Genomic DNA, 22,421 nt, shown 5'->3' with positions numbered 1-22,421 from the left:
TGTAGGAGCGTGCTTGCTCGCGAAAATCGTCAACGATGACGCGGGCATCCTGAATGCACGCGGTGCTCTCAGGCTTTTCGCGAGCAAGCTCGCTCCTACAGGGTTGGGGTCAGGTACGCGGTTGGCGGCGGATAAAGTCGTCGGCGATTTCGTCGAAGGTGACAAAGCGCACGCCGGCATGGCTCTGGATGTGTTCGATCAAGCGCTCGAGCATCAGCAGCACTTGCGGGCGGCCGGACACGTCGGGGTGGATGGTCATGGTGAACACCGCGTGTTCGTGCTCGCGGTAGACCCAGTCGAACTGGTCGCGCCACATTTCTTCGAGGTGGCGCGGGTTGACGAAGCCGTGGCTGTTGGGGGCTTTCTTGATGAACATCATCGGCGGCAGGTCGTCGAGATACCAGTTGGCCGGGATCTCTACCAGGTCGGTTTCTTCGCCGCGCACCAGGGGTTTCATCCAGGTGTCGGGGTGCTGGCTGTAGTCGATCTTGGTCCAGCTGTCGCCCTTGCGCACGTAGTAGGGGTGGAAGTCGTTGTGCATCAGGCTGTGGTCGTACTTGATGCCTTTTTTCAGCAACAGCTCGTTGGTGACCTTGCTGAATTCCCACCACGGCGCGACGTAGCCGGTGGGGCGTTTGCCGGTGACTTGGGTGATCAACTCGATGGATTTATCGAGGACGATTTCTTCCTGCTCGGCGGTCATCGCAATCGGGTTTTCGTGGCTGTAGCCATGCACGCCGATTTCGTGGCCGGCGTCGGCCACGGCCTTCATCTGCTCGGGGAAGGTCTCCATCGAGTGGCCGGGGATAAACCAGGTGGTGCGCAGGCCGTAGCGTTCGAACAGTTTGAGCAGGCGCGGCGCGCCGATTTCACCGGCGAACAGGCCGCGGGAGATGTCGTCGGGCGAGTCTTCGCCGCCGTAGGAACCGAGCCAGCCGGCGACGGCGTCGACGTCGACGCCAAATGCACAGAGGATGTCTTTAGCCATGGTGTTTCTCCTTAAAGGTTGAGGACGGATTCGACGGACAAGGCCGCGCGCAACAGCCGCGCGTCTTCTCCGCTCGGGGCGCTGAGCAGCAGCCCGGTGGGCAGGCCCTGGGCATCGCGACCGCTGGGTAAGCTGACGCCTGGCATGTCGAGAAAGCTGCCGGGCATGGTCAGGCGCAGGGTGGCGAGGTTGGTTTTGACGAACAGTTCGTCATCGGCCTCAAGCGGTGCCAACGCCGGGGCGACATGGGCGACGGTGGGGGTGATCAGGACCGCGCCGTCAAGCGCGTCGAGCAGTTGCTGTTGCAGGCGGCGACGTGCGTCGGTCAGGTGGATCAACTGGCTGGCCGGCAATCCGCGCGCGGCTTCAAGGCGGCGGCGCACGCGGGGGTCGAGGTGCTCGGCGTCAGCACTGTCGAGCAGGGCCTGGTGCAAGGCGAAGGCTTCGAACGCGCCGAGCCAGCCTTGGTGCTTGATCAGGTCCAGGGTGGCCTGGAACGGGGTGCTTTCACGCTCTTCAATCAGCGCACCTTCGGCCTTCAGTCGCTCAACGGCGCGCAGCAGGTTGTTGCGCACCGCAGGCTCCACGTCGGCCAGCACGCCTTGTTCCAACACAAAACGCTGCCCTTTCAGGCGGCGGGCACTGTGCTGCCGGGCACGGCCATGGAGCAGGTCGTCGATGGCCAAGGCATCGCGCACGCTGCGGGTCAACGGGCCAAGGCTGTCGAGGGAACGGGCCAGGGGAAACACACCGTCGCGGCTGTAGCGTCGGCTGCTGCTGCGGTAACCCACCAGGCCGTTGAGCGCTGCCGGAATGCGGATGGAGCCTGCGGTGTCGGTGCCCATGGCGATCGGCACGATACCGGCCGCGACCGCCACCGCCGAACCGGACGACGAGCCGCCGGGAATGCGTGCCTGGTCCGTGCCATGGGGATTGTGCGGCGTGCCGAAATGCGGGTTCAGGCCCAAACCGGAATAGGCCAGTTCGCTGAGGTTGGTCTTGCCGACGCTGACCATCCCGGCACGGCACAACAGGCCCACGCTGGGAGCATCGAGCAACGCGGCGGGCGCAGTGCGGCGGTAGGCGGCACCGGCGGTGGTGATGCTGCCGGCTACGTCGAACAGGTCTTTCCAGGCCAGGGGTACGCCATCGAACACACTCAAGGGCTGGCCGGCACGCCACCGGGCGGCGGACGCTTCGGCTTCACGGCGGGCGCGTTCGGCGGTCAGGGCAATAAATACGCTGGTCGAGCGGCTCGCTTGATCGAGTGCCTGCTCAAGGGCTTGCACCGGGTCGCTGCGACCGCTGGCGAAGTCCTCGGCCAGTGAAGTGGCGTCTGACATAACGGGAAACCTCATAAAACGTACATATTAATAAAATGTACGTTTTACAAAGGCAGCTTTCGTGCCAGTCTCTGCGTAGCGCTCGTGTCGCGATTACGCATTTTTACCCAGAGCTACGGGATAGATGGTGTTGATCGGAGGAAAAAAAACGGGCGCCACGCTTGCGAAGCGCCTCCAATGAAATAATGTATCTTTTATTAATAAGTCCATTTTGGTGCAGAAAGTAACATTCCTACATTCCAGGCCCCAAAAAAGTGCCACCGACGTGGCGCAGAGTGACAGGCGCAACTTATGAGAGAATCCCCGGCCATCGTCCTACATGCCTTTGAGAAATCGATGAAAGCAGTGTCCGCCTCGGCCTCCCGTTACGCGATGATTCACCAGGTGTTGCACGACGCGATCGTCAATGGCACCGCCCGCCATGGCCTGGTATTGCTGGAAGCGCCCCTGGCCGAGCTGTTCGGCACCAGCCGCGTGCCGGTGCGCAAGGCGCTGGACCTGCTGCACGCTGAAGGCTTGATCTGCCGCTTCAACGGCCGCGGCTACCTGATCAACCCCGAAGGCCTGGCCATGGAGCCGTTGCGCCTGCCCTTGAGCCATGCGCACCTGGGCCTCAATGGCGAGGCCGAACTGGTGGACACCCGGCCGTTGGGCGAGCGCATCGTCGAGGAAATCGGCGCGGCGCTGTCCACCTGTATCGCCTTTGGCCATTACCGCCTGGATGAGCAAGCCGCCGCCGACCACTACGGCGTCAGCCGCGCGGTGGTGCGTGAAGCGCTGATGCGCCTGCGCGACCGCGGCCTGGTGGAAAAAGAGCCCTATTCCCAATGGCTGGCGGGGCCCCTGACCGCGCGGGAAGTCACCGAAGATTACGAACTGCGCGCCTGCCTGGAACCCGAAGCCCTGCGCCAGAGTGCCCCGAACCTCGACCGCGACATGCTGGAGGCTATGCTGCAGCGCGTGCTGGATGCCCAGGACAGCCCCCAGTGCAGCCTGGAAGCCATCGAGCAGATCGAAGAGGACCTGCACCAGCGCTGCCTGGCCGGCCTGCAGAACCGCAAAATTGCCGCGCTGATTCGCCAGGGCCAGAGCCCGATGATCATCAGCCGGATTTTTTACCGATTGCTGGGGATCGGCGCCGATCCGGCGATGCTTGCCGAACATCGCTTGATTCTGGAGCTGCTGCTGCATGGCGCATTCGATGCCGCGGCGTTGAACCTGCGCGAGCATCTGCAACGGGCCCGGCAGCGGATGTTGCAGCGCCTGAAAGTGCTCTCGGTGCTGCCAGAACAGCCACTCCCCGCCTACCTCCACAAAATCAGCTGACCCATATTGACCAATGTCGCCGCAGTAATTTCCTGCAATATGTTGCTATCTCACCCCCACCATTGAAACCACTGCTACCCCGCCCCATCTAAGCTGCATACTTCCTGATGCAGGTGCCCCATGAGCGACCAGCAAGAATTCCCTGATTACGACCTCAACGATTACGCCGACCCCGAAAACGCTGAAACCCCTTCGTCCAATACCGGCCTGGCCCTGCCTGGGCAAAACCTGCCGGACAAGGTCTACATCATCCCGATCCACAATCGGCCGTTCTTCCCGGCGCAAGTGCTGCCGGTGATCGTCAACGAAGAACCGTGGGCCGAGACCCTGGAGCTGGTGAGCAAATCCGACCACCACTCCCTGGCCTTGTTCTTCATGGACACACCACCCGAAGACCCGCGCCATTTCGACACCTCGAGCCTGCCGCTGTACGGCACCCTGGTGAAGGTGCACCACGCCAGCCGCGAGAACGGCAAGCTGCAATTCGTCGCCCAGGGCCTGACGCGCGTGCGCATCAAGACCTGGCTCAAGCACCACCGCCCACCGTACCTGGTGGAAGTGGAATACCCGCACCAGCCCAGCGAGCCGACCGACGAGGTCAAGGCCTACGGCATGGCGCTGATCAATGCGATCAAGGAACTGCTGCCGCTCAACCCGCTGTACAGCGAAGAGCTGAAGAACTACCTCAACCGCTTCAGCCCCAACGACCCGTCGCCCCTCACCGACTTCGCCGCCGCGCTGACCTCGGCCACCGGGAACGAGCTGCAGGAAGTGCTGGACTGCGTGCCGATGCTCAAGCGCATGGAAAAAGTCCTGCCGATGCTGCGCAAGGAGGTGGAAGTCGCGCGCCTGCAAAAAGAACTCTCCGCCGAGGTGAATCGCAAGATCGGCGAGCACCAGCGCGAGTTCTTCCTCAAGGAACAGCTCAAGGTCATCCAGCAAGAACTGGGCTTGACCAAGGACGACCGCAGCGCCGACGTCGAACAGTTCGAGCAACGCCTGGAAGGCAAGGTGCTGCCGGCCCAGGCGAAAAAACGTATCGATGAAGAACTGAACAAACTGTCGATCCTCGAAACCGGCTCGCCGGAATACGCCGTCACGCGCAATTACCTGGACTGGGCCACCTCGGTGCCCTGGGGCGTGTATGGCGAGGACAAACTCGACCTCAAGCACGCACGCAAGGTGCTGGACAAGCACCATGCCGGCCTGGATGACATCAAGAGCCGCATCCTCGAGTTCCTCGCGGTGGGCGCCTATAAAGGCGAGGTCGCTGGCTCCATCGTGCTGCTGGTGGGCCCGCCGGGCGTGGGCAAGACCAGCGTGGGCAAGTCCATCGCCGAGTCCCTCGGGCGGCCGTTCTATCGCTTCAGCGTCGGCGGCATGCGCGACGAGGCCGAGATCAAGGGCCATCGCCGCACCTACATCGGCGCCCTGCCGGGCAAGCTGGTGCAGGCGCTTAAAGATGTAGAAGTGATGAACCCGGTGATCATGCTCGACGAGATCGACAAGATGGGCCAGAGCTTCCAGGGCGACCCGGCTTCGGCACTCCTGGAAACCCTCGACCCGGAGCAGAACGTCGAATTCCTCGACCACTACCTGGACCTGCGCCTGGACCTGTCCAAGGTGCTGTTCGTGTGCACCGCCAACACCCTGGACTCGATTCCCGGCCCGCTGCTGGACCGTATGGAAGTGATTCGCCTGTCGGGCTATATCACCGAAGAAAAAGTCGCCATCGCCAAACGCCACCTGTGGCCAAAACAGCTGGAAAAAGCCGGCGTTTCGAAAAACAGCCTGAGCATCAGTGACGGCGCCCTGCGCGCACTGATCGACGGTTACGCCCGGGAAGCCGGGGTGCGCCAGCTGGAGAAACAGCTGGGCAAACTGGTGCGCAAGGCGGTGGTCAAGCTGCTGGATGAGCCGAACTCGGTGATCAAGATCGGCAACAAGGACCTGGAAAGCTCCCTCGGCATGCCGGTGTTCCGCAACGAACAGGTGTTGTCGGGTACCGGTGTGATCACCGGCCTGGCCTGGACCAGCATGGGTGGCGCTACGTTGCCGATCGAGGCGACCCGCATCCACACCCTCAATCGCGGCTTCAAGCTCACCGGGCAGTTGGGTGAGGTGATGAAAGAGTCCGCCGAAATCGCCTACAGCTACATCAGCTCAAACCTGAAGTCGTTTGGCGGCGATCCGAAGTTCTTCGACGAAGCCTTTGTGCACTTGCACGTACCGGAAGGCGCCACGCCGAAGGACGGCCCGAGCGCCGGGGTGACCATGGCCAGTGCGCTGCTGTCCCTGGCGCGCAATCAAGCGCCGAAAAAAGGAGTGGCCATGACCGGTGAACTGACGTTGACCGGGCATGTGCTGCCGATTGGCGGAGTACGCGAGAAGGTGATTGCGGCGCGCCGCCAGAAGATTCACGAGCTGATTTTGCCGGAGCCCAATCGCGGCAGTTTTGAAGAGTTGCCGGAGTACCTGAAGGAAGGCATGACCGTGCACTTTGCCAAGCGCTTTGCGGATGTGGCGAAGGTGTTGTTCTGATAGAGCGCTAGCGCCTGAACTGGCCTCATCGGGGGCAAGCCCCCTCCCACACTTGAATGTGTTCACACATCAACATGTGGGAGGGGGCTTGCCCCCGATGGCGTGAGTGGCCGCAACCTGTATCCTGCTTGTAACACCCTGTCTTATCTTCGGTTATGCTCGGTCTTCGTCGCCAAACAACGGAGCCTCCATGACCGCTGCCCGCCTGCTTCTCCCCCTGAGCCTTTGCCTGCTCGCCGCCTGCGCCAGTGCGCCGAAGCAAAACGTCACCGTGGAAGAACAGGGCGCTTGCCCGCTGCAACTCAAGACCGGGCAAAACCTGATCCTCACCCTGCCAAGCAACCCCACCACCGGCTACCGCTGGGCCATCCAGGATTCCGCCGGTGGCGTACTGCGTGCGCTGAGCCCCGAGGTGTACAGCAGCTCGGAATCCGGTGTGATCGGCGGCGGTGGCCAGTCCACCTGGCGCTTCCAGGCATTCACGGCCGGCCAGGGGCGGTTGCGCCTGACCTCCCAGCAACCCTGGGAACCGGAAGCCGAACCCGCCGAGACCTTCGATTGCGCCATTACGGTGAACTGATATGCCATGGCTGATTCTTGCGTTGATGGGCGCAGGCACCTTTATCTACGGCCTGACCGCCCATGCCACGTTGCTGTGCCTGCTGGTCAAGCCGCTGCCGGTCCTGGCGCTGCTGGGTTGGCTGCATGATGCGCCGCCGACCGACTATCGACGCTGGATCAGCCTCGGGCTGATTTTCTCCCTGGTCGGCGATGTGTTGCTGGCCTGGCCGGGCGACCTGTTTATCTTCGGCCTTGGCGCCTTTCTGTTTGCCCACCTGGCCTACCTCAAAGCCTATTGCAGCGACTGCCGCCGTCTGGCGCTGCTGCCGTTGGCGTTGGCGCTGGGCGTGGGCGCGATCCTGCTGGGCATCCTGATCTCCCACGGCCTTGGCGAACTGCAGGTACCGGTGGTGATTTACGCACTGGTGATCAGCGCCATGCTCTGGCGCGCGCTGGCACGCGTGGGCAGCGATGTGCCGAAACGCTCGGCGCTGCTGGCGGCCGCGGGCGCGGTGTCGTTTGTGTTTTCCGACACGCTGATCGGTATCAATCGGTTTGTGCTGTCGTTCGACGCCGCGCCGTATTTGTTGATCGTCACCTACTGGCTCGGACAGTGGGGCATCACCGCCTCGGCTTTCCATCAGACAACCCGCGCACACGAGGGCCAACTTGGCTAAAATGCCGGCCTTTCCCCTTCGTCGCCGGAACAACCGTGAGCAAAGAACCCGATCGCCTATTCGCCCAGCCCCTGCCCCAGGTGCCGGACTTCGCCTTTAACGAGGACGTGGTGCGGGTGTTCCCGGACATGATCAAGCGTTCGGTGCCCGGTTACCCGACGATTGTCGAAAACCTCGGCGTGCTTGCGGCGCAGTTTGCCCAACCGCACAGCGTGCTCTACGACCTGGGCTCGTCCCTGGGTGCGGTGACCCAGGCCTTGCGCCGTCATGTGCGCACCGACGGTTGCCGAGTGATCGCGGTGGATAACTCGACGGCCATGGTCGAGCGCTGCCGCGAATACCTCAATGGCCAGGACTCGATGTTCCAGGAGCTGCTGCCGGTCGAGGTGATCGAGGGCGACATCCTCGCGTTGCAGTTCCAACCGGCCTCGGTGGTGGCGTTGAACTTCACCCTGCAATTCATCGCCCCGGATGAGCGCCTGGCGTTGCTCGGGCGTATCCGCCAGTCGTTATTGCCCGGCGGTGCATTGATCCTTTCGGAAAAGCTGCGCTTCAACGACCTGGAAGAACATGCGCTGCTCACCGACCTGCATATCGCGTTCAAACGCGCCAACGGCTACAGCGAACTGGAAATCGCCCAGAAGCGTAGCGCCATCGAAAACGTCATGAAGCCCGACAGCCTCGAAGAACACCGCGAACGCCTGCTGGCGGCCGGGTTCTCGAAAGTCGTGCCGTGGTTCCAGTGTCTTAACTTTGCCTCGTTGATTGCCTTGCCATGATTGATCTGTCCCCCCTCGCCCGCCATCTGGTCGGCACCCCGCTGGCCGTATGGGCCCAAGGCCTGCAAGCGCAGCTCGATAGCAAGATGGAAAAGGGTCATGGCGACCTGGAGCGTTGGCAGAGTGCCCTGGACGCGCTGCCCAAGATCCAGCCCAGCGAAGTCGACTTGCTCAATGGCCTGGTGCTGGACACCGATTGCGACGACGCCACCCGCGCGCAGATGCACACCGCGCTGATGGGCTTGAGCCCGTGGCGCAAGGGCCCGTTCCACCTGTTCGGCGTGCATGTGGACACCGAATGGCGCTCGGACTGGAAGTGGTCGCGTGTGGCCCCGCACCTGGACCTCAAAGGCAAACGCATCCTCGATGTCGGTTGCGGCAACGGCTATTACATGTGGCGCATGCTCGGCGCCGGGGCCGACAGCGTGATTGGCGTCGACCCGAACTGGCTGTTCTTCTGCCAGTTCCAGGCCGTACAGCGTTACCTGTCCGAACCCAAGGCCTGGCACCTGCCGTTCCCGTTTGAAGACCTGCCGGCGAACCTGGAAGGCTTCGACACGGTGTTTTCCATGGGGGTGTTCTATCACCGCCGCTCGCCCATCGAACATCTGCTGGCGCTGAAGGACACCCTGGTCAAGGGCGGCGAACTGGTCCTGGAAACCCTGGTGGTGGAAGGCGACCAGCAACAGGTGCTGGTGCCGGAAGACCGTTATGCGCAGATGCGTAACGTGTGGTTCCTGCCGTCGGTGCCGGCACTGATGCTGTGGCTGCGGCGTGCGGGGTTCAGTGATGTGAGGTGCGTGGATGTGAGCGTGACCACGGTGGAGGAACAACGCGGAACGGAGTGGATGAAGTATCAATCCCTCAGCGACTTCCTCGATCCGCAGGATCACAGCAAGACGATTGAAGGGCTGCCGGCACCGATGCGGGCGGTGATCATCGCTAAAAAGTAAGCCCCCAAGCTCCCTGAAAAAATGAAGTGTTCTTTAGAGCGGGGGCTTGGCTCGACGGGCCTTGAAGAATTCGCTCAACACCGTGCCGCACTCCTCGGCCAGCACACCGCCTTCAAACAACACCCGATGGTTCAGAAAGCCCTGGGTAAAAAACTGCCCCTGGCTTTGCACAACCCCCGCCTTCGGCTCCAACGCGCCATACACCACCCGCGCGATGCGTGAATGCACGATCAGCCCGGCGCACATGCTGCACGGTTCCAGGGTCACGTACAGCGTACTGCCCGGCAGGCGGTAGTTGCTGACAGCCTGCGCGGCGGCGCGGATGGCGACCATTTCGGCATGGGCACTGGGGTCATTGCCGCTGATCGGGCAGTTGAAGCCGCGACCGATGATGTCACCGTCCTGCACCAGCACCGCGCCCACCGGCACTTCCCCCAGCGCCGCGCCTTGGGCGGCAAGGGCCAGGGCTTCGCGCATGAAATCCTGGTCGCGGCTGCGGTCGATGATCGCCGTGGGGCGAAACTGGCGCATCACGCCACCTCGATAGCGGCCATCAGGCCGGTTTCCATATGGTCGATCACGTGGCAGTGGAACATCCACACCCCGGGGTTATCCGCCACCAAGGCCACGCGGGCGCGTTCGTTCTTGCCCAGCAGGTAAGTGTCGGTGAAATACGGGATCACCTTGTGGCGGTTCGAGGCGATCACCTTGAAGCTCATGCCGTGCAGGTGGATCGGGTGCTGGTACTGGGTCATGTTCTTCAATTCGAAAATGTAGCTCTTGCCTTTTTCCAGCTTGGCGATCGGGCGGTCGGCGCAGGTCTTGTCGGTGATGTCCCAGGCCTGGCCGTTGATCTGCCAGAGGCTCGGCGGCTTGCCATTATCGACATTCACCGACACTGAACCGACCCACTCGAAATTGAAGTTGAGTTTCTCCGCATTGGCCAGGTCCGGCTCGGCAATCGGGTTGGCGGGCAATGCCGGTGGCCATTCGGTCGGTGCGTCGGTGTTGGCGACTGAGCGGAAAGTGCCCAGGCGCACCGGGCCGTTACGGATCGACAGTTCTTCACCCGCCGGCGGCGCCTTGATCGCGAGGCAGATACGCATGCCCGGACCCAGCCAATATTCCTTGCCCAGCGGGCGTGGTTCGACGGGGTTGCCGTCCAGCGCGTAGATCTGCGCTTCGACGTCGGGGATGTTGATGCGATAGGTCAGGGTGTTGTCGAGGTTGAGCAGTCGCACACGGGTGATCTGCCCGGCGGGCAGGTCGATCACCGCCTGGGAGACGCCATTGATGGTCGACAACCGCCCGGCCGTGCCCCCGCGCGCGGCCTCACGGGGAATGCTGAAGGCGACAAAGGCGCCCTCTTCGTCCACATGCCAGCTCTTCAGGCTGAGGGTGCGTTCGTGTTTGAACCCGGTGGGTTCGCGTTCTTCGATGATCAGCGGGCCGACCAGGCCGCGGCCGAGTTCTTCGCTGCTGTTCACATGGGGGTGATACCAGTAGCTGCCGGCGTCGGGCACGCGGAACGTGTAGTCGAAGTATTCGCCGGACAGCACCGGCAATTGCGAGACGTAGGGCACGCCGTCCATTTCCAGCGGCAGGCGAATGCCGTGCCAGTGGATTGTGGTGGCGACCGGCAAGTGGTTGATAAAGCGCACCCGCAGCCACTCACCCTGGCGCACGCGCAACTCGGTGCCCGGTGCCGAAGGGCCGAAGGCCCAGGCCTGGGTCTTGTGCCCCGGCACCAGTTCTACGTCGAGCGGCGCGGCGATCAGTTCGTAATCATGCCCCGCTTCGGCTTCGGCGACTTTCCCCAGCCAGTAGCGGTAGGCGCCACCGGCGCCGACGCCCACTACGGCCAGGCCTGCAAGACCACCCAGGATTTGTCGACGGGAAAAGGATCGGGACACAACAACCTCACGTATCTGCCGCAGGCACAGGGCCTGCAAAGGGCAGATACGATACACCTGCATTGGCTAAACAGTAAGGCTTCGCATTGCCGCAGTTGCTGATTTCATTGGGTCGCGTGGCGAGCACGCTTTTTGTGGTGAGCGGGCTTGCCCCGCGTTGGGCTGCGCAGCAGCCGCAGTTCAATCGCCGCCGGGTGTCAGGGAGACCGGAATCGCAGGTTTCAGGGCCGCTTCGCAGCCCAACGCGGGGCAAGTCCGCTCACTACAGGAAGCACAGCAGAGCTTGCACTGCGGTATCAGGCCTTGGCAGCAGCCAGAATCAGTGCCTTCATCTCGGCAACCGCGCCTTTGAAACCGACGAACAGCGCGTGGGCCACCAGCGCATGGCCGATGTTCAGCTCGTTGATGCCCTTGATCGCAGCCACCGCTTCGACGTTGTGATAGTGCAGGCCGTGGCCGGCATTGACGATCAGGCCTTCATTGAGGCCGCAGTTCACACCGTCAATGATGCGCTGCAGTTCATCCGCCACTTCGGCCGGTGTGGTGGCGTCGGCGTAACGGCCGGTGTGCAGTTCGATGGCCGGCGCGCCGACACGGCGGGACGCTTCGATCTGGCGCTCGTCGGCGTCGATGAACAGCGAGACCTCGCTGCCGATCTTCGACAGGCGCTCCACCGCGGCCTTGATCCGCGCTTCCTGACCGGCGACGTCGAGGCCGCCTTCAGTGGTCAGTTCCTGGCGGGTTTCCGGGACCAGGCAGATGTGCGCCGGGCGAATGCGCTCGGCGAAGGCCATCATTTCTTCGGTGACGCCCATCTCGAAGTTCATGCGGGTTTGCAGCACGTCCTTGAGCAGCAGCACATCGCGCTCCTGGATGTGGCGGCGGTCTTCGCGCAGGTGCACGGTGATGCCGTCGGCCCCCGCTTCTTCGGCGTCCAGCGCGGCCTTGACCGGGTCAGGGTAACGGGTGCCCCGGGCCTGACGCAGGGTAGCGACGTGGTCGATGTTGACGCCAAGAAGAATGCGATTGCTGGTGGTCACGGAAGCGCTCCTGAAAAGGGGAAGAAACGCTGCACAGCATACACGGGGATGTCAGGGCTTTCGAAACAACTCGCGACTGACCAGCGGCCGTCCGCCCAAGTGCACGGCAAGGGCCTGGCGCATCAAGCGCTTGGCGGCGGACAAGGCGCCGGGTGCGCTCCAGTCGGCCTCGCTCATGGCCAGCAGCTCGGTGCCCTGGAACAGGCCCGGTTGCAGCAGGTACACACGTTCCAGACCCGCATCCACCTGAAGGCGGTACATGCCGTCGGCGGCGATGGGGTCGCCGTGCAGGTCGTTGTTCAGTTCGAAGCCGTAGCCCAGGTCGTCAAGCAGGCGCCATTCGAAGGCGCGCAACAGCGGCTCCAGGGGGCGGCCCTCGGCCAGGGCCAGCAAGGTGGCGGCGTAGTGATCGAAGACCGCCGGGTGCGGGTCTTCGGCGGGCAACAGGCGGATCAGCAGTTCATTAAGGTAGAGGCCGCTGAACAGTGCATCGCCATTGAGCCAGGCGGAAGTGCCGACGCTTTCCAGGCGGCCGACGTTCTTCAATTCGCCCTTGCCGCGAAACTCCACGTCCAACGCCACGAAGGGGCGCGCCAATGTCCCCGCCTTGCCCCGCGCGCTGCGCAACACCGCGCGCAGGCGGCCTTGGGGCGTGAGGAAATCCACCAGGGCGCTGGTCTCGCGGTAGGCGCGGCTGTGCAGCACATAGGCGAGTTGGCTGGTGGGTGGGGATTGGGACATGGGTTCTCTATCTTGAAAACAACACAAACCTAATGTGGGAGGGGGCTTGCCCCCGATGGCGGTGGTTCAGTCACTTATCTATTAACTGACCCACTGCTATCGGGGGCAAGCCCCCTCCCACATTTTTTGCCCTACGGTGCCCTTACAGGTCGCCGTAGCCAAGGGAGCGCAACGCACGCTCATCATCGGACCAACCACCCTTAACCTTCACCCACAGGTTAAGCATGATCTTGGAATCGAACAGCAATTCCATGTCCTTGCGCGCTTCGGTGCCGATGCGTTTGATGCGCTCGCCCTTGTCGCCGATGATGATTTTCTTCTGGCCGTCACGTTCGACGAGGATCAGCGCATGGATATGCAGGGTCTTGCCCTGCTGCTTGAACTCTTCGATTTCAACAGTGATCTGGTACGGCAGCTCGGCGCCCATCTGGCGCATGATTTTCTCACGCACCAGTTCGGCGGCGAGGAAACGGCTGCTGCGGTCGGTGATCTGGTCTTCCGGGAAGAAGTGCTCGTTCTCCGGCAGGTAACCGGCGATCACGCGCTCCAGGGCTTCGAGGTTGTGCCCGTGCTGGGCCGAGATCGGCATGATCTGGGCGTTCGGCAGTTGCTCCTGCAGCCAGCTCAGGTGCGGCATCAGCTCGGCTTTGTCTTCGATACGATCGGTCTTGTTCAACGCGACGATCAAAGGGCCGGTGACGTACTGCACACGCTCGAGGACCATCTGGTCTTCGTCGGTCCACTTGGTGCGGTCGACCACGAAGATCACCACGTCGACGTCTTTCAACGCCGCCGAGGCCGTTTTGTTCATATAGCGGTTAAGGGCTTTCTCGCCGCCCTTGTGCATGCCCGGGGTGTCGACGTAGACCGCTTGCACGCTGCCTTCGGTCTTGATGCCCAGCATGTTGTGGCGGGTGGTCTGCGGCTTGCGCGAGGTGATTGCAAGCTTCTGGCCGAGGATGTGGTTCAGCAGCGTGGACTTGCCCACGTTCGGGCGGCCGACGATGGCAACATAGCCACAGCGTGTTGCGGTTGAATCAGTCATGGCCATTCTCCACGCCCAGGGCAATCAGTGCTGCAGCGGCCGCTACCTGTTCGGCAATACGACGGCTCACACCCTGACCTCGGCTTTTTTCATTCAGTAAGGTGATTTCACATTCCACGAAGAACACGCGGCAATGGGGCTCACCCTGGATATCCACCACTTCGTAGCGTGGCAGGTCGCAACCGCGCGATTGCAGGAATTCCTGCAGGCGGGTCTTCGGATCCTTGTTGGTGTCGACCAGCGTGAGGCTTTCGATCTCGGAAGTCAGCCACGCGGTGACGCGCTCCTTGGCCGCTTCCATGCCTGCATCGAGGTAGATCGCGCCGATCAACGCCTCAAGCGCATCGGCCAGGATCGACTCACGGCGGAACCCGCCGCTCTTCAACTCACCGGAGCCGAGGCGCAGGTACTCACCCAGGCCAAAACCACGGGCCAGTACGGCCAGGGTCTCGCCCTTTACCAGGCGTGCGCGCAAACGCGACAGCTGACCTTCACGGGCTTGGGGAAAGCGCTCGAACAGGGCTTCACCGGCGACGAAATTGAGGATGGCATCACCGAGGAATTCCAGGCGTTCGTTATTACGCCCTGCAAAGCTGCGGTGTGTGAGGGCAAGGACCATCAATTCCTGATCCTTGAAGGTGTAGCCGAGCTGGCGCTCGAGACGACTTAGAGAAACGGTCACGGTTTACCCATATCTGTGTGGTGGCACCGGCGGCCATCGACGATTGACGCAGTGTTCAAATTCAAATCCTGGTTGGTATTGCACGGGGACGGAAAATGTCCAAGCCCCAGAAAAGCATTCGGCGCTGTGTGCACAGCGCCGCTTGTATTACTTGATCAGCCCGACCCGCGAGAAGTTCGGCAGGTGGCTGAGCTTGGGTTCCGGCCAGCTCATCCAGACCGCAAAGGCCTTGCCGACGATATTCTGGTCGGGAACCATGCCCAGCAGGTCCTTGGGAATGCTGGGGTCATCCCAGTAACGGCTGTCATTGGAGTTGTCGCGGTTGTCGCCCATCATGAAGTAGTGCCCGGCCGGCACTTTCCACTCGCCATCAGGCATGGCGCGGTAGCGGCTCATTTCCTTGCGGATTTCATGCTCTACCGCACCGAGTTTTTCCTGGTACAGCTCGGCACTGCCCAGGCTGTTCGGTTCGGAACCGATCAGCTTCTCGGCCACCGACTCGCCGTTGATGAACAGGCGCTTGTCGCTGGTGTAGCGAATCACGTCGCCCGGCAGGCCTACCACACGCTTGATGTAGTTGACGTTCGGGTCGCTCGGGTAGCGGAACACCATCACATCGCCGCGCTGCGGATCACCGACTTCGATGACCTTCTTGTCGATCACCGGCAGGCGAATCCCGTAGGAAAACTTGTTCACCAGGATGAAGTCGCCCACGTCCAGGGTAGGTTTCATCGAGCCCGACGGGATCTGAAACGGTTCCACCAGGAACGAGCGCAGCACCAGCACGATGAACAACACCGGGAAGAACGACTTGCCGTATTCAACCAGCAAAGGCTCTTTGTTCAGCTTCTCGATCACCATGCCATCGGGCTGGCTGACGCTGCCCTGATAGGACGCGATAGCCGCCCGCCGACGCGGGGCGAAGAACACCAGATCGAGCAACGCCAGGAGACCGCAAACGGCAACGGCGATGACCAGCAACAGCGGGAAATTTAGCGACATAGGACCTAACTATCCAACCTGAGCACCGCAAGGAAGGCTTCTTGTGGAATTTCCACGTTGCCCACTTGCTTCATGCGTTTTTTACCGGCCTTTTGCTTCTCAAGCAGCTTGCGCTTACGGCTGACGTCGCCACCGTAGCATTTGGCCAGTACGTTCTTTCTGAGTGCCTTGACGGAGGTTCGCGCAATGATCTGCCCGCCAATGGCGGCCTGGATCGCGACGTCGAACATCTGGCGCGGAATCAGTTCTTTCATCTTTTCGGTCAACTGGCGACCTTTGTAGTGCGCGTTGTCCTTGTGCACGATCAGTGCCAGGGCATCGACCTTGTCGCCGTTGATCAGCACATCCAGTTTCACCAGATTAGCCGATTGGTAACGGTCGAAATGGTAATCCAGCGAAGCATAGCCGCGACTGGTGGATTTGAGACGGTCAAAGAAGTCCAGGACCACTTCGTTCATCGGCAAATCGTAGGTCACTTGCACCTGGGTACCGAGGAACAGCATGTCGTGCTGCACGCCACGCTTTTCGATACACAGGGTAATGACGTTGCCCAGGTGTTCCTGCGGCACAAGGATATTGGCCCGCACGATCGGTTCGCGCATGTCTTCGATGGAAGACAGGTCTGGGAGCTTGGACGGGTTGTCGACGTAAATCGTTTCACCGTTTTTGAGCAGCAGCTCGAAAATAACCGTCGGCGCCGTGGTGATCAGGTCCAGGTCGTACTCGCGCTCCAGGCGCTCCTGGATGATTTCCATGTGCAGCATGCCGAGGAAGCCGCAGCGGAAGCCGAAGCCCAGGGCGTCGGAGCTTTCCGGGGTGTACTGCAACGACGAGTCGTTGAGGGTCAGCTTTTGCAGGGCTTCGCGGAAGTCTTCGAAGTCGTCGGAGCTGACCGGGAACAGGCCGGCGTAGACCTGCGGCTGGATGCGTTTGAAGCCCGGCAGCACGTCGACGTCAGGGGTGGAGCTCAAGGTCAGGGTGTCACCCACCGGCGCACCGTGAATGTCCTTGATACCGGCGATGATGAAGCCTACTTCACCGGCTTTCAGATCAGTGGTCGCGGTGTGCTTGGGGTTGAATACACCGACGCTGTCCACCAGGTGGATCTTGCCGGTGGACTTGACCAGGATCTTGTCGCCCTTCTTCACACGGCCGTGGCGCACGCGTACCAGGGAGACAACCCCCAGGTAGTTGTCGAACCAGGAGTCGATGATCAACGCTTGCAGCGGATCTTCGTAGTTGCCGGTGGGGGCTGGGATGGTCTTGACCAGGCGCTCGAGCACTTCGTCGACGCCCAGGCCGGTCTTGGCGCTGCACTCGACGGCGTCGGTGGCGTCAATGCCGATGATTTTTTCGATTTCTTCCTTTACCCGGTCCGGATCGGCCTGTGGCAGGTCGATCTTGTTCAGCACCGGCATGACTTCCAGGCCTTGCTCGATGGCGGTGTAGCAGTTGGCCACGGACTGGGCTTCAACGCCCTGGCCCGCGTCCACCACCAGCAGCGCACCTTCGCAGGCCGCCAGGGAGCGGCTGACTTCATAGGTGAAGTCAACGTGGCCCGGGGTGTCAATGAAGTTCAGCTGGTACTTGATACCGTCTTTGGCGGTGTAGTACAGGGTAACGCTGTGGGCCTTGATGGTGATCCCGCGCTCGCGTTCGAGGTCCATGGAGTCCAGCACCTGGGCTTCCATTTCACGCTCGGCAAGGCCGCCGCACATCTGGATGAATCGATCGGCCAGCGTCGACTTACCATGGTCAATGTGGGCGATGATGGAGAAATTGCGGATATGACTCAAATCACTCACGGATCAACACTCAAAAAGGCTGCAGGCAGATTGCCCGCTGAAAAATAGCCGGGAATTGTACCTGATGCTCAGGCCGGGCGTCATCTTTGCTGACCAGAACAAAAATGCCCCACTCATCCGAGCGGGGCATTTTTTTATCCATCGGTGCGCTATCAGCCCGCTCGGCGCAGCAGCCAGAAGCCGGCCAGGGCGCAGATGGCCGTCGGCACCAGCACTGCAAACAGTGGCGAGAACCCGAACACCAGGCTCGACGGGCCGAGCAGGTCCTGGGCAATGCGGAAGGTGAAACCGACCAGCACGCCCGTGAATACCCGCTGACCGAGGGTCACGGAGCGCAAGGGACCGAAGATGAACGAGATCGCCATCAACACCAGTGCGGCGGTCACCACCGGCTGCAACACCTTGACCCAAAATGCCAGCCAGTAACGACCGTTATTCAAGCCTTGATCCTTCAGGTAGTGGATATAGCCCCACAACCCGGAGATCGGCAGGCTTTCGGGGATCATCACCACCGTATTGAGCAGTTCCGGCTTGAGGGCGATATCCCACTCTTCACTTGGCACATTGATCACTTCGGTGCTGGCCTTGGTGCCTTGGCCGACATTGCGGAAGTAAGTCGTGGTGACGTCGGTCAGTTGCCACTTTTCGCTGCTGTACTGCGCGCGTTTGGCGAAACTGGACGACAGCATGTGACGTTCCTTGTCGAACGTGTAGCGCGTCACACCGATCAACAGCCCGCCCGGCTGCACGGCGTTGATGTGGATGAACTCATCACCCTGGCGGTGCCACAGGCCATGCTTGGCGCTTTGTGCATCGCCCGAGCCCTGGGCCAGGGCGCGATTGGCCTGGGCGGTGGTTTCGGCCGGCGGCGCGACGTATTCACCGATCAGCACGCTGCACAGCATCAGCAGCAGCATTGGCTTCATGACCGCCCAGACGATACGCCCGATGGACACACCGGCGGCGCGCATGATGGTCAGTTCGCTGTTGCTGGCCAGGCTGCCCAGGCCGATCAGGCAACCGATCAACGCGGCCATCGGCATCATGTCGTAGAGACGACGCGGCGCGGTGAGTGCCACGTAGCTGAGCACGTCCCATACGGTATAGGTGTCGCTGACGTTGCCGACTTCATCGATGAAGGCGAACAACGAGGCCAGGCCCAGGATAATGCCCAGTACCGCCAGGATGGCGATCAGGACGCTGCTACCAATGTAGCGATCGAGCTTAGCCACGAGCCAACTCCTTCTGGCCACGACGGCTCATCATTTTCAAACGAATAGGCTCCCAATACAGCAGCCCCAGGCCGATCACCAGGAACATGCCGTGCACCCACCACAGGCCCAGGACCGGCGACAGCTTGCCTTTCTCCAGGGAGCCACGGGCGGAAATCAGGATGGTGAGGTAAGCCATGTACAGCAGGATCGCCGGCAACAGCTTGAGGAAACGGCCCTGGCGCGGGTTGACGCGCGACAGCGGCACGGCCATCAGGGTCACGATAAACACCAGCAGCGGCAGGGAAATCCGCCATTGCAGCTCGGCGATGGAGCGCAGCTCCTTGCTGCCGAGCAGGTCCGCCGTGGGGATAGCGTCGCGGTCGGTGACTTCGTCGCTGATGTCCGGGCGGGCCAGCATCACGCCATAGGTGTCGTACTTGATCGCGCGATAGTCGGCCATGCCTGGACTGCCATCATAGCGATAGCCATTTTCCAGGATCAGGTAGCGGCTGCCGTCAGGACGCACTTCCTGACGGCCCGAATCGGCCACCAGTACGGAAATGCCCCGGTCTTTCTTGTCCTGGCCAAACCGTTTCTCGGAGATGAACACACCGCCCAGGTTGGCGCGGTCGTCGGTCAAGGTTTCCGTGTAAGTCACCCGTGAGCCGTCATTGAGTGCCTGGAAACGGCCCGGCTCGAGGGTATCGAACTCGGTCATCGCGTCCTGCTTGTTCAGCACCAGCTGGAACTGCATGGCGCCCTGGGGAGCCAGGCTCAGGCTCAGCCAGGCCACGATCAGCGCAACGCCGGCCGCCGGAATCATGGTCATGCCGAGCAGGCGCTGCTGGCTCATGCCGGTGGCCGAGAGCACGGTCATTTCACTTTCAAGGTACAAGCGGCCGTAGGCAAGCAGGATGCCGAGGAACAGGCCCAGCGGCAGGATCAGTTGCAAGAATCCCGGCAGGCGAAAGCCCATGATCAGGAACAGCGAGCCTGGGTCCAGGGCGCCGGAGGCAGCCTGGGCCAGGTATTTGACGAAACGACCACTCATGATGATGACCAGCAGGACCGCACTCACGGCACTCAGGGTCAACAGGACTTCGCGGGACAGATAACGGAAGACGATCAAACCAGACACTCCAGGGTTGTCAGGCTAAGGCGGCCAAACAAGCAAGCATACCGAGTCAGCCCGTTTGCACCGGGCCGGCTAAAAAGATGGCGCATTATCCTGTGATTGACCGCGCCTGTCACTGCGCAACCTCATGCGCACGCACAAAGCTGGTGGCAAGGGTTGTCAGGCTCCGCCGGCGAGGTTCAAACTGCGGCCTTTGTCGCTGGCGGTTTACACAGCCGCCAAGCTTTAAAGCCTGCGTACAGACGCCAGGCTCTCAGACCTTATATAAGGGACCCGAAAATGGAATTGGTTGTAAAAAGCGTTAGCCCCGAAACGTTGAAAACCGCCACCCTCGTGGTCGCCATCGGCGAAGGCCGCAAGCTCGGCGTGGCCGCCAGGCAGCTCGACGAACTCAGCGGCGGCGCGATCAGCGCGGTTCTCAAGCGCGGCGACCTGGCCGGCAAAGTCGGCCAGAGCCTGCTGCTGCAAAGCCTGCCCAACCTGAAAGCCGACCGCGTATTGCTGGTGGGCGTGGGCAAGGACGCTGAACTGGGCGACCGTCCGTTCCGCAAGATCATCAGCGGCATCCTCAACACCCTCAAGGGCCTGGGCGGCAGCGATGCGGCACTGGCGCTCGATGAAATCGTCGTCAAAGGCCGTGACAGCTACGGCAAGACTCGCCTGCTGGCCGAAACCCTGGTGGACGGCGGCTACATTTTCGATCAGTTCAAGAGCCAGAAAACCGAACCACGCGCCTTGAAGAAAATCACCGTGCTGACCATCAAGGCCGCCCAGGCTGAAGTCGAGCGCGCTGTGACCCACGCCCAGGCCATCGCCAATGGCATGTCGTTCACCCGCGACCTGGGCAACCTGCCGCCGAACATCTGCCACCCGACCTACCTGGGCGAACAGGCCAAGGCATTGGGTAAAGAGTTCAAGGGCCTGAAAGTCGAAGTCCTGGACGAGAAGAAGATCAAGGAACTGGGCATGGGCTCGTTCTATGCCGTGGGCCAGGGCAGCGACCAGCCACCACGCCTGATCGTGATGCAATACAACGGCGGCAAGAAGTCCGAGAAGCCTTACGCCCTGGTCGGCAAAGGCATCACCTTCGACACCGGCGGCATCAGCCTCAAGCCGGGCCTGGGCATGGACGAGATGAAATACGACATGGGTGGCGCCGCCAGCGTATTCGGCACCCTGCGCGCCGCGCTGGAACTGAAGCTGCCGATCAACCTGGTGTGCATCCTGGCCTGCGCCGAAAACATGCCGAGCGGCGGCGCGGCCCGTCCGGGCGACATCGTCACCACCCTCAGCGGCCAGACCGTGGAAATTCTCAACACCGACGCCGAAGGCCGCCTGGTGCTGTGCGATGCCCTGACCTACGCCGAGCGCTTCAAGCCGCAAGCCGTGATCGACATCGCCACCCTGACCGGAGCCTGCATCGTGGCCCTGGGTTCCCACACCTCGGGCCTGCTGGGCAATAACGACGAGCTGATCGAGCAACTGCTCAGCGCCGGCAAGGCCGCCGACGACCGCGCCTGGCAACTGCCGCTGTTCGATGAGTACCAGGAGCAGCTGGACAGCCCGTTCGCCGACATCGCCAACATCGGCGGCCCGAAAGCCGGCACCATCACGGCTGCGTGCTTCCTGTCGCGCTTCGCCAAGAACTTCAACTGGGCACACCTGGACATCGCCGGCACTGCCTGGACCAGCGGCGGCAAGGACAAGGGCGCCACCGGCCGTCCGGTGCCATTGCTGACCCAATACCTGCTGGACCGCGCCAAAGCCTGACACTGAAGATGCCGGGGCGGTGATCTCGCCGCCCCGGCCTCAGGAACCGCAATGACCCAAGTCGACTTCTATATATTGCCCAGCGCCGATCCGCTCGCGCGCCTGGACTTCGCCTGCAAACTCACCGAGAAAGCCTGGCGCATGGGCCACCGCATCTACCTGCATTGCAGCGATGCCGCCCAACGCGACGAGCTCGACGCCCGCCTGTGGCGTTTCAAGGGCGAAAGCTTCGTGCCCCACGGCCCCGCAGAATCAGAACCCGAAGGCCAGGTTGTCCTGGGTTTGGGGGACAGTTGCGGCAATCACCAGGACCTGCTGGTCAACCTGGACCTGAAAGTACCGCCTTTTGCCAAGGCCTTCGCCCGTGTGGCGGAAGTGGTGGTGGAAGATCCGGCTATTCGTCAGGCCGCGCGGGAGAGTTTCCGTTTCTACCGCGAACAGGGCTATCCTTTGCAAGATCACCGGCTACAACGACTTTGAGTACATGATGGACACTCCCAACCCGACAAAAAAAGATGACCACCTGCTGGACGACCTCGAGTCGATTCGTCAGTTGCTGGGTGATGATGACTTGCAACCGCCGCTATTGACCGAACAGGCCGATGGCGAGGTTCAGATTCCGCTGTTGTTCGACATGGTCGGCGGCAAGCAGGTCGCTCCGGAACCGGTTGTCGAAGCCACCGTTGTGGTGGACCCTGCCCCTGCTGCGGCTGAAAAGGGCCCCGACGCCCTGCTGCTGCACCTGGACAACGAACTGCGTGCCGCTGCGCAATTGATCATGCAAGACGTGATCGACGACTTTGCCCCCCATATCGAAACCGAGATCAAGCGCCGGATGGATGCGCGGATGGAGCGGCTGCTCAGCCAATACCAGTCTTGAACCGTCCATAGATCCCCTGTGGGAGG

General features: G+C 61.9%; 21 protein-coding genes and 1 pseudogene. 10 read left to right on the top strand and 12 right to left on the bottom strand.

Going from position 1 to position 22,421, the window contains the following annotated elements; all coding sequences use genetic code 11:
• Positions 1–13 precede the first annotated feature (13 nt).
• Positions 14–109: pseudogene (locus J3D60_RS27005) on the top strand (outer membrane lipoprotein carrier protein LolA); the annotation flags it as partial.
• On the opposite strand, the gene J3D60_RS27000 reads toward J3D60_RS27005, so the two are convergent.
• Entirely contained in the window at positions 110–988 is an 879-nt protein-coding gene (locus J3D60_RS27000) for a polysaccharide deacetylase (protein WP_003234086.1), read from the bottom strand. It abuts the pseudogene before it with no gap.
• Positions 989–999: 11 nt separating this feature from the next.
• Positions 1,000–2,331 (bottom strand): amidase, encoded by a 1,332-nt coding sequence (locus tag J3D60_RS26995; protein WP_253493413.1) that lies wholly within the window; start codon positions 2,329–2,331, stop codon positions 1,000–1,002.
• A gap of 336 nt (positions 2,332–2,667) precedes the next feature.
• Between J3D60_RS26995 and J3D60_RS26990 the strand changes: the two genes are divergently transcribed.
• The 6 genes from J3D60_RS26990 to cmoB all read left to right on the top strand — a co-directional run bounded on the left by J3D60_RS26990 (position 2,668) and on the right by cmoB (position 9,168).
• Complete coding sequence (locus tag J3D60_RS26990) at positions 2,668–3,657, top strand: GntR family transcriptional regulator (RefSeq protein ID WP_253493412.1); 990 nt, start codon at positions 2,668–2,670, stop codon at positions 3,655–3,657.
• A gap of 120 nt (positions 3,658–3,777) precedes the next feature.
• Positions 3,778–6,198 (top strand): endopeptidase La, encoded by a 2,421-nt coding sequence (lon, locus tag J3D60_RS26985; protein WP_027604652.1) that lies wholly within the window; start codon positions 3,778–3,780, stop codon positions 6,196–6,198.
• A 190-nt stretch (positions 6,199–6,388) separates the two neighbouring features.
• On the top strand, positions 6,389–6,778 hold the full coding sequence (locus J3D60_RS26980; protein WP_092487281.1) for a protease inhibitor I42 family protein: 390 nt from the start codon (positions 6,389–6,391) through the stop codon (positions 6,776–6,778).
• Position 6,779: 1 nt separating this feature from the next.
• Positions 6,780–7,436: a lysoplasmalogenase gene (locus J3D60_RS26975; RefSeq protein ID WP_253493410.1), complete on the top strand. Its 657-nt coding sequence runs from the start codon at positions 6,780–6,782 to the stop codon at positions 7,434–7,436.
• Positions 7,437–7,471: 35 nt separating this feature from the next.
• Positions 7,472–8,215, top strand: coding sequence for a carboxy-S-adenosyl-L-methionine synthase CmoA (gene cmoA, locus J3D60_RS26970; protein ID WP_253493408.1), 744 nt, complete (start codon positions 7,472–7,474; stop codon positions 8,213–8,215).
• Positions 8,212–9,168, top strand: coding sequence for a tRNA 5-methoxyuridine(34)/uridine 5-oxyacetic acid(34) synthase CmoB (gene cmoB / locus J3D60_RS26965; RefSeq protein WP_065938637.1), 957 nt, complete (start codon positions 8,212–8,214; stop codon positions 9,166–9,168). Before cmoA ends, cmoB begins: the two co-directional genes overlap by 4 nt.
• A gap of 33 nt (positions 9,169–9,201) precedes the next feature.
• Here cmoB and tadA read toward each other — a convergent pair whose 3' ends face one another.
• The 10 genes from tadA to lptF form a co-directional block, all read right to left on the bottom strand.
• On the bottom strand, positions 9,202–9,699 hold the full coding sequence (gene tadA / locus J3D60_RS26960) for a tRNA adenosine(34) deaminase TadA (protein WP_065938636.1): 498 nt from the start codon (positions 9,697–9,699) through the stop codon (positions 9,202–9,204).
• A complete protein-coding gene (locus J3D60_RS26955) occupies positions 9,699–11,081 on the bottom strand; it encodes a multicopper oxidase family protein (RefSeq protein ID WP_253493407.1) in 1,383 nt (460 codons plus the stop codon). The genes tadA and J3D60_RS26955 overlap by 1 nt, the downstream gene beginning before the upstream one ends.
• 296 nt (positions 11,082–11,377) lie before the next feature.
• The gene (gene pdxJ / locus J3D60_RS26950; protein WP_253493406.1) at positions 11,378–12,121 is read right to left on the bottom strand and encodes a pyridoxine 5'-phosphate synthase; all 744 of its coding nucleotides are present in this window, start codon (positions 12,119–12,121) and stop codon (positions 11,378–11,380) included.
• A gap of 51 nt (positions 12,122–12,172) precedes the next feature.
• Positions 12,173–12,862: a DNA repair protein RecO gene (recO, locus tag J3D60_RS26945; RefSeq protein WP_065938635.1), complete on the bottom strand. Its 690-nt coding sequence runs from the start codon at positions 12,860–12,862 to the stop codon at positions 12,173–12,175.
• Between the two features lie 142 nt (positions 12,863–13,004).
• Positions 13,005–13,907 (bottom strand): GTPase Era, encoded by a 903-nt coding sequence (gene era, locus J3D60_RS26940; protein WP_027604661.1) that lies wholly within the window; start codon positions 13,905–13,907, stop codon positions 13,005–13,007.
• The gene (rnc, locus tag J3D60_RS26935; protein WP_027604662.1) at positions 13,900–14,589 is read right to left on the bottom strand and encodes a ribonuclease III; all 690 of its coding nucleotides are present in this window, start codon (positions 14,587–14,589) and stop codon (positions 13,900–13,902) included. Before rnc ends, era begins: the two co-directional genes overlap by 8 nt.
• 147 nt (positions 14,590–14,736) lie before the next feature.
• Positions 14,737–15,591 (bottom strand): signal peptidase I, encoded by an 855-nt coding sequence (gene lepB, locus J3D60_RS26930; RefSeq protein WP_027604663.1) that lies wholly within the window; start codon positions 15,589–15,591, stop codon positions 14,737–14,739.
• Between the two features lie 5 nt (positions 15,592–15,596).
• Complete coding sequence (lepA, locus tag J3D60_RS26925; RefSeq protein ID WP_027604664.1) at positions 15,597–17,396, bottom strand: translation elongation factor 4; 1,800 nt, start codon at positions 17,394–17,396, stop codon at positions 15,597–15,599.
• A 152-nt stretch (positions 17,397–17,548) separates the two neighbouring features.
• Complete coding sequence (lptG, locus tag J3D60_RS26920) at positions 17,549–18,628, bottom strand: LPS export ABC transporter permease LptG (RefSeq protein WP_065938634.1); 1,080 nt, start codon at positions 18,626–18,628, stop codon at positions 17,549–17,551.
• Positions 18,621–19,739, bottom strand: coding sequence for an LPS export ABC transporter permease LptF (lptF, locus tag J3D60_RS26915; protein ID WP_027604666.1), 1,119 nt, complete (start codon positions 19,737–19,739; stop codon positions 18,621–18,623). Before lptF ends, lptG begins: the two co-directional genes overlap by 8 nt.
• 285 nt (positions 19,740–20,024) lie before the next feature.
• On the opposite strand from lptF, the gene J3D60_RS26910 reads away from it, so the two are divergent.
• The 3 genes from J3D60_RS26910 to J3D60_RS26900 are packed head-to-tail and all read left to right on the top strand — an operon-like array spanning position 20,025 to position 22,395.
• Positions 20,025–21,515 (top strand): leucyl aminopeptidase, encoded by a 1,491-nt coding sequence (locus J3D60_RS26910; RefSeq protein WP_253493405.1) that lies wholly within the window; start codon positions 20,025–20,027, stop codon positions 21,513–21,515.
• A gap of 51 nt (positions 21,516–21,566) precedes the next feature.
• Positions 21,567–21,995 (top strand): DNA polymerase III subunit chi, encoded by a 429-nt coding sequence (locus tag J3D60_RS26905; protein WP_027604668.1) that lies wholly within the window; start codon positions 21,567–21,569, stop codon positions 21,993–21,995.
• A gap of 7 nt (positions 21,996–22,002) precedes the next feature.
• Positions 22,003–22,395 carry a DNA polymerase III subunit chi gene (locus J3D60_RS26900; RefSeq protein ID WP_253493404.1) on the top strand — a complete coding sequence of 131 codons (393 nt, stop codon included), beginning with the start codon at positions 22,003–22,005 and terminating at the stop codon, positions 22,393–22,395.
• Positions 22,396–22,421: the final 26 nt, after the last annotated feature.

The sequence above is a fragment of the Pseudomonas sp. S3E17 genome, from assembly GCF_024168685.1.
GTDB lineage: Bacteria > Pseudomonadota > Gammaproteobacteria > Pseudomonadales > Pseudomonadaceae > Aquipseudomonas > Aquipseudomonas marginalis.
Note: the sequence above shows the minus strand (reverse complement) of the source record. Positions and strands in the feature narration are given on the sequence as shown.

What these genes read in the sequence shown, in the direction of transcription:
- J3D60_RS27000 (WP_003234086.1), bottom strand. Translation starts at nt 988, where the DNA reads ATGGCTAAAGACATCCTCTGTGCATTTGGCGTCGACGTCGACGCCGTC.
- J3D60_RS26995 (WP_253493413.1), bottom strand. Translation starts at nt 2,331, where the DNA reads ATGTCAGACGCCACTTCACTGGCCGAGGACTTCGCCAGCGGTCGCAGC.
- J3D60_RS26990 (WP_253493412.1), top strand. Translation starts at nt 2,668, where the DNA reads ATGAAAGCAGTGTCCGCCTCGGCCTCCCGTTACGCGATGATTCACCAG.
- lon (WP_027604652.1), top strand. Translation starts at nt 3,778, where the DNA reads ATGAGCGACCAGCAAGAATTCCCTGATTACGACCTCAACGATTACGCC.
- J3D60_RS26980 (WP_092487281.1), top strand. Translation starts at nt 6,389, where the DNA reads ATGACCGCTGCCCGCCTGCTTCTCCCCCTGAGCCTTTGCCTGCTCGCC.
- J3D60_RS26975 (WP_253493410.1), top strand. Translation starts at nt 6,780, where the DNA reads ATGCCATGGCTGATTCTTGCGTTGATGGGCGCAGGCACCTTTATCTAC.
- cmoB (WP_065938637.1), top strand. Translation starts at nt 8,212, where the DNA reads ATGATTGATCTGTCCCCCCTCGCCCGCCATCTGGTCGGCACCCCGCTG.
- tadA (WP_065938636.1), bottom strand. Translation starts at nt 9,699, where the DNA reads ATGCGCCAGTTTCGCCCCACGGCGATCATCGACCGCAGCCGCGACCAG.
- recO (WP_065938635.1), bottom strand. Translation starts at nt 12,862, where the DNA reads ATGTCCCAATCCCCACCCACCAGCCAACTCGCCTATGTGCTGCACAGC.
- era (WP_027604661.1), bottom strand. Translation starts at nt 13,907, where the DNA reads ATGACTGATTCAACCGCAACACGCTGTGGCTATGTTGCCATCGTCGGC.
- lepB (WP_027604663.1), bottom strand. Translation starts at nt 15,591, where the DNA reads ATGTCGCTAAATTTCCCGCTGTTGCTGGTCATCGCCGTTGCCGTTTGC.
- J3D60_RS26910 (WP_253493405.1), top strand. Translation starts at nt 20,025, where the DNA reads ATGGAATTGGTTGTAAAAAGCGTTAGCCCCGAAACGTTGAAAACCGCC.
- J3D60_RS26905 (WP_027604668.1), top strand. Translation starts at nt 21,567, where the DNA reads ATGACCCAAGTCGACTTCTATATATTGCCCAGCGCCGATCCGCTCGCG.
- J3D60_RS26900 (WP_253493404.1), top strand. Translation starts at nt 22,003, where the DNA reads ATGGACACTCCCAACCCGACAAAAAAAGATGACCACCTGCTGGACGAC.